This window comes from Luteibacter sp. (assembly GCF_051958795.1).
Classification (GTDB): Bacteria; Pseudomonadota; Gammaproteobacteria; order Xanthomonadales; family Rhodanobacteraceae; genus Luteibacter.
In genome coordinates this window covers 1-6,315 of record NZ_JBQCFT010000047.1, presented here as the reverse complement: position 1 = coordinate 6,315, position 6,315 = coordinate 1, and the positions used below count along the sequence as shown (strand labels likewise).

The window sequence follows — 6,315 nt, the reverse complement described above, 5'->3', positions numbered from 1 at the left end:
GTGGAATGCACGCCCATCAGGAACAGCACGAGCAGCAGCAACGAAATGTGGTGCGTGTGGAAGCCGATCGCCGCGATCGCCATGGCGGCGATCTCGAACAGCTTCACGAAACGGATGATGCGCGTCTTCTCGAACTTCTCGGCCAGCTGCCCCGCCGTCGCGGAGAACAGGAAGTACGGCAGGATGAACAGCGCGGGCGCCAGGTTGGTGTAGAGCGAGACCTGGCTATCGGGCAAGGCCATCTGGAACGCGACGAGCATGACCATCGCGTTACGGACGGCGTTGTCGTTGAACGCACCGAGTGCCTGGGTCCAGAAGAAAGGCGCGAAGCGGCGCTTGCCGAGGAGCGAGAACTGGGACATTCCGTGGTCAGCCTGGTGGTGTGGGCGCAGTGTAGCGCACCACCCAGGCTGCCCCCCGGGAGCCAGCTCAGTGCGGGCTCACGCCTTGCGGGCGAGCGCGCGATGCGCGATGTCGCGGCGGTAGAACACGTCGGCGAACGTGATCGCCCCCGCCGCCTCATAAGCCGCGGCACGCGCCTCGACGAGGTCGCCGCCAAGGGCGCAGACCGTCAGCACGCGGCCGCCAGCGGTCACCGGCTGCCCATCGCCACCGACCGCCGTGCCGGCGTGGAAGACCTTTACGTCGGGACCGAAATCGGCCGCCGAACCGGTGATGACATCGCCAGCGCGAACCTTGCCGGGGTACCCGCCTGCGGCGAGCACCACGCCCAGCGAGGGGCGCGGATCCCACTGCGCCTGGACGCGGCCGACATCCCCATCGAGCGCGGCGTCGACCAGGTCGACCAGATCCGACTGCAGGCGAAGCATGATCGGCTGGGTTTCCGGATCGCCGAAGCGAACGTTGAATTCGATGACCTTCGGCGCGCCGGTCTTATCGATCATCAGGCCCGCGTAGAGGAAACCCGTGAACGGTGCGCCGTCCGCGACCATGCCGGCGAGCGTCGGCTCGATGATCTCGCGCATGACACGCGCCGACACCTCGTCGGTGACGACCGGCGCGGGGGAATACGCACCCATGCCACCCGTGTTCGGGCCCTGGTCGCCATCGTCGCGGCGCTTGTGGTCCTGGCTCGTGGCCATGGGCAGGGCGCGCTTGCCATCGGCGATGACGATGAAGCTGGCTTCCTCGCCGTCGAGGAACTCCTCGACCACCACGCGCGACGACGCATCGCCGAACGCCTTGCCGCCGAGCATGTCGTGCAGCGCGGCTTCGGCCTCGGCGAGGGTCATGGCGACGACCACGCCCTTGCCGGCGGCGAGGCCATCGGCCTTGATGACGATCGGCGCGCCCTTCTCGCGGACGTGCGCCAGCGCCGGCTCGAGGTCGGTGAAGACGGCATAGTGCGCGGTCGGGATAGCGTGGCGGGCGAGGAAATCCTTCGCGAAGGCCTTGCTGCCCTCCAGCTGGGCCGCGGCGGCGCTCGGGCCGAAGCAGCGCAGGCCTTCCGCGGCGAAGCGATCGACCACGCCGGCCACCAGCGGGACTTCCGGCCCGACGACGGTCAGGCCGACGCCTTCCTGCTTCGCCAGGGCGAGCAGGCCATCGATATCGGTGACGGCAACGTTCGCGTTGCGCACGCCCGGCTCGACCGCGGTTCCCGCGTTGCCCGGCGCCACGATCACCTCGTCGACCCGCGGCGACTGGCCGAGCTTCCAGGCCAGGGCGTGTTCGCGGCCGCCGCTGCCGATGACGAGGACTTTCATGGGAATCTCCGGTTCGTGGACCGGTGATTGTAACCCGCCCTAGCGCTGGACCAGGGCCAGCAGGGCGCCGCGCGGCAGCTTGCCGGTCTCGTTGCGCGGGAGCGCCTCCACGACGCGCAGCGGGCGCGGCAGGAAGACGGGATCCATGGCCGCGCGCAGGACGCCCAGCACCGCCTCCGCGGTGAGCCCGGGGGCGACCACGAGGCCGGCGATCCGGCGTACGCCCGAGGCGTCCGGCTCATCCAGCTGGAACAGCACGCCGTCCGTCACGCCTTCGATGGCGAGCAGGCGGCGGTTGAGGTCGCCAAGCGATGCCCGCTTGCCCGCGATCTCCAGCAGATCGGTATTCCGCCCGCAGAGGCGGAAACGGCGGCCGCCACCGTGCAGGGTGACGATATCGGCCAGTGCCATCGGCTCGGCGAGCTGGGGCGCATCCACCAGGGTGCCGTCGGGCTGCGAATGCAGCGTCACCCCGTCATAGAGCGACCACTCCTCCTCGATCGCCGTGCGCCGGCTGGCGAAGACACAGGTCTCGGTGGAGCCGAACACTTCGCACATCGGTGCGCCGAAGCGCTTTTCCGCCTCGATGGCGAGCTCGACCGGCATGGGCGCCGTCGCCGAGACGAAGGCCGCAAGGGAAGGCAGCTGCACGCCCGATTCGACCAGCGCGCGGAGATGCACCGGCGTGGTGACGAGCACGCGGGGCTCAGGCATCGAGGCCAGCGCGCTGGCTACATCCGCCGGGAAGAAGGGGCGCCCGGCGTGCACGCTCACCTCCGACATCAGCGGCATCACGACCGACATCTCCATGCCGTACATGTGCTGCGGCGGGACGGTGGCGACTACGTCGAACGGGCCGCCGATCACACCGTGGAGCATGCGGATGTTGCCAAGGTTGCTGGCGGCGTAGCTGCCCCAGGTCTTGATGTTCGGCTTCGGCTTACCCGTGGAGCCCGAGGTGTAGCCGATGGCGACGATGGCATCGGCTGCGATCGCGGGGACCTCGCCGTACGCCGGCTGCGTCTCGTCGAGCACAGGCATGCGCAGGTAGCCGGCCGGCGCCGGATCGAGCGCCAGCTCGCCGATCGCATAGCAACCGGGGTGATTGGCCATCACCTCGTCGACGGCATGCGGTGCACGCGACGGCGGCAACAGGTTCACCTGGCCGCGCAGGACCAGCGCCGCGAACGCGACCAGGAATGCATAGCGGTCTTCACACAGGTTCACCGCGCCGACCGCCTCGGGAAGCAGCGACGCGACCTGGCGGACATGGGCAAGAAAGGTTGCGGCGGCGACGGCATGGCCGTCGCGCCAGGCGACCGTTCGCGAAGGCGCACCCGCCAGCAGTGGCAACATCGGGACGCTTTCGCGCCCGGTGGATTCGAAAACAGTTGCCACGTGGTGTTTCCCCCTTCCTCAGGCGCGAATCATAGCGCCGGTCAGGGCGTCGCGGATCACGGTGGGACGGTCGAGGCCGCCCAATGGTGCATCGAGTGCCGCCTCGAGGCGGCCTTCGAAATAGCGTTGCAGCGTGGCCACGTCGCGTGCCGGCGGCTCGCCGTGCGGGTTCGCGCTGGTCGATACCAGCGGCGCGCCGAAGGCGCGGCAAAGCGCGGCAGCCGGTTCGTGCGCGGTGACGCGCAAGGCGATGCCGGCATGCGCGCCAGCGACCCAGTCGGGCACACGCGCGCTGCGGGGAAAGACCCACGTATTCGGGCCGGGCCACGTCGCGTGTACCTGGGCCATGACGCCTTCGGGCACGGCCGCGAGATCGATGTAGGGCTCGACCTGCGCGAAGTCTGCGGCGATCAGCAGGACGCCCTGGGTGGGAGGGCGCTCCTTCAGCGCGAACAACCGCTCGAACGCCACGCGGTCGTGCGGGTCGCAGCCCAGGCCAAACACGGCCTCGGTGGGGTAAGCCACCACGCCGCCGGCACGGAGCAGCGCCGCGGCGTCTTCAACCTGGGCCAGTTCGAACCGCCGCACGTCAGGCCGCCGGGGTCTTCTTGGCGGCAGCCTTTCCGATGGCGGTCTTTTTCACGGCGGCTTTCTTGGTCGCGGTCTTCTTGCTGGCCGTCTTCTTCGCCGTGGCTTTCTTTGCCGCCGTCTTCTTCGTCGCGGCCTTCTTCGTGGCGGTCTTCTTCACTGCGGCCTTTTTCGTCGCCGTCTTCTTCGCGGCCTTGCCGCCACGCGGCTTCTTCACCGGGGCAGCGGCCAGCAGTTCGACGCATTCGGCTTCGGTCAGCGTCTTCGGTTCGCGATCCTTGGGGATGCGCGCGTTCTTCTCGCCATCGGTGATGTACGGGCCATAGCGGCCGTTCAACACCTGGATGCCATTGCCGAAATCGAGGATCGTGCGGTTGGCGATCGCCTCGAGCTTTTCCTGGACCAGCTGGAGCGCACGCGGCAGCTCGATGGTGTACGGGTCATCTTCCGCCTTGAGCGAGGCATACGTGCTGCCCTGCTTCACGAACGGTCCGAAGCGGCCGACGCCGACCGTCACGTCCTCGCCCGCTTCGGACTGGCCGAGGTTGCGCGGCAGCTTGAACAGTTCCATCGCCTCTTCGAGGGTGATGGTGTGCATGCTCTGGCCGGGGCGCAGGCTGGCGTAGGTCGGCTTGGCTTCGTCGTCCTTGGTGCCGATCTGCGCATAGGCGCCGTAACGGCCGAGGCGCACCGATACGGGCTTGCCGCTCTTGGGATCAGTACCGAGTTCGCGCGCGCCCGTCGCTTCGCTGCGGTCGACGCTTTCGGTCTTGTCGTCCACGAGCGTCTTGAACGGCTGCCAGAAGCGCTCGAGCAGCGGGACCCACTGTTCCTCACCGCGGCTGACGGCATCAAGCTCGTCTTCGAGGCGCGCGGTGAAGTCGTAGTCGACGTACTGGGTGAAATGGCCCGAAAGGAACTGGCTGACCGCACGGCCCACGTCCGTCGGCCGGAACCGGCGGCTGTCGAGCATGACGTACTCGCGGCTGATCAACACCTGGATGATGCTGGCATACGTCGAGGGGCGGCCGATGCCGTATTCCTCAAGCGCCTTCACCAGGCTGGCTTCGGAGTAACGCGGCGGCGGCTCGGTGAAGTGCTGGTCGGCCACGATGGCGGACACCGGCACGCGATCGCCGGTGGCGAGGCGCGGCAGGCGGCGGTTCTCGTCATCGTCGTCGTTCTTCTGGTCCTTGCCTTCCTCGTACACGGCGAGGAAGCCCGGGTCGATCACGGTGGTGCCCGTCGAACGGAAACCGGAGTCGCCCACCGGGAATTCCACCGAGACGGTGTTCATCGTGGCGTGGATCATCTGGCAGGCGACGGTGCGCTTCCAGATCAGTTCGTACAGCTTGCGCTGGTCGTCGTTGAGGAACGACGCGACGCTACGCGGAATGCGCATGGCCGAGGTGGGGCGCACGGCTTCATGCGCTTCCTGCGCGTTCTTCGATTTCGACTTGTAGACCTGCACGGCATCCGGCAGCGCACCCTTGCCGTACTCGCGGCCGATCAGGTCGCGCAACTCGGCCACTGCATCGTCGGACAGCGCCACCGAGTCGGTACGCATGTAGGTGATCAGGCCGACATTGCCCTCGCTACCCAGCGAGACGCCTTCGTAAAGACCCTGGGCGACGCGCATGGTGCGGCTCGTGGAGAAGCCGAGCTTGCGCGCGGCCTCCTGCTGCAGCGTCGAGGTGGTGAACGGGGGAGCCGGGCGGCGCTTGCGCTCACGGCTGGTGACCTCGCCCACGGTGAACTGGCCGGCAGCGGCCTTCTCCAGCGCGCTGCGCGCCTTCTGCGCATCCGCCTCGTTGGTCAGGTCGAACTGCTCGAACTTCTTGCCATCCAGCTTGACCAGGCGGGCGTCGAAGGCGCCATCGGCGTGGGTCAGGTTGGCCTGGATCGTCCAGTACTCGCGCGCCTTGAAAGCCTCGATCTCTAGCTCGCGCTCGACGATCATGCGCAACGCTGGCGACTGAACGCGGCCGGCGCTGAGCCCGCGCTGCACCTTGCGCCAGAGCACCGGCGAGAGATTGAAGCCGACGAGGTAGTCGAGCGCGCGTCGCGCCTGCTGGGCATCGACCAGGTCGTGCGACAGCTTGCGCGGATTGGCCACGGCCTCCTTGATCGCCTTCGGCGTGATCTCGCTGAAAACGACGCGCTGGACGTCCTTGCCCTCCAGCAGGCCACGCTCCTTCAGGATCTCGCTGATGTGCCAGGAGATGGCCTCACCTTCGCGGTCCAAGTCGGTCGCGAGATAAATGCTGCTGGCCTTGCTGGCGGCCTTGGCGATGGCGTCCACATGCTTTTCGTTGCGGTCGATCACCTCGTAAGCCATGGCGAACCCGTGCTCCGGGTCGACGGCGCCCTCCTTCGGCCGCAGGTCACGGACGTGGCCATACGACGCCAACACCTGGAAGTCGGTGCCCAGGTATTTGTTGATCGTCTTGGCCTTGGCCGGCGATTCGACGATGAGGAGGTTCTTTGCCATGCGTAAGCGATTCCGAAGTCCGCCGGGCCGAGTGAACCCTAGCGTGTGTATATATTTAGTTGGAAACACACCCTCGTGTTGCCTGTCAAGCAGCGCTTCAGCGCACGACCC

General features: G+C 67.6%; 4 protein-coding genes and 1 pseudogene. All 5 read right to left on the bottom strand.

Annotated elements, in window-relative coordinates:
* A pseudogene (locus ACTHLF_RS02660) lies at positions 1-362 on the bottom strand (glycerol acyltransferase); the annotation flags it as partial.
* Between the two features lie 78 nt (positions 363-440).
* Complete coding sequence (purD, locus tag ACTHLF_RS02655) at positions 441-1,727, bottom strand: phosphoribosylamine--glycine ligase (RefSeq protein ID WP_440324614.1); 1,287 nt, start codon at positions 1,725-1,727, stop codon at positions 441-443.
* Between the two features lie 39 nt (positions 1,728-1,766).
* Positions 1,767-3,083: an AMP-binding protein gene (locus ACTHLF_RS02650; RefSeq protein WP_440324616.1), complete on the bottom strand. Its 1,317-nt coding sequence runs from the start codon at positions 3,081-3,083 to the stop codon at positions 1,767-1,769.
* Between the two features lie 60 nt (positions 3,084-3,143).
* Complete coding sequence (locus ACTHLF_RS02645) at positions 3,144-3,713, bottom strand: L-threonylcarbamoyladenylate synthase (RefSeq protein ID WP_440324612.1); 570 nt, start codon at positions 3,711-3,713, stop codon at positions 3,144-3,146.
* Position 3,714: 1 nt separating this feature from the next.
* Positions 3,715-6,204 carry a DNA topoisomerase I gene (locus tag ACTHLF_RS02640; protein WP_440324611.1) on the bottom strand — a complete coding sequence of 830 codons (2,490 nt, stop codon included), beginning with the start codon at positions 6,202-6,204 and terminating at the stop codon, positions 3,715-3,717.
* Positions 6,205-6,315: the final 111 nt, after the last annotated feature.

Bases quoted from the DNA above. Each gene is read 5' to 3' on its own strand.
- purD (WP_440324614.1), bottom strand. From the start codon at position 1,727: ATGAAAGTCCTCGTCATCGGCAGCGGCGGCCGCGAACACGCCCTGGCC.
- ACTHLF_RS02650 (WP_440324616.1), bottom strand. From the start codon at position 3,083: ATGTTGCCACTGCTGGCGGGTGCGCCTTCGCGAACGGTCGCCTGGCGC.
- ACTHLF_RS02640 (WP_440324611.1), bottom strand. From the start codon at position 6,204: ATGGCAAAGAACCTCCTCATCGTCGAATCGCCGGCCAAGGCCAAGACG.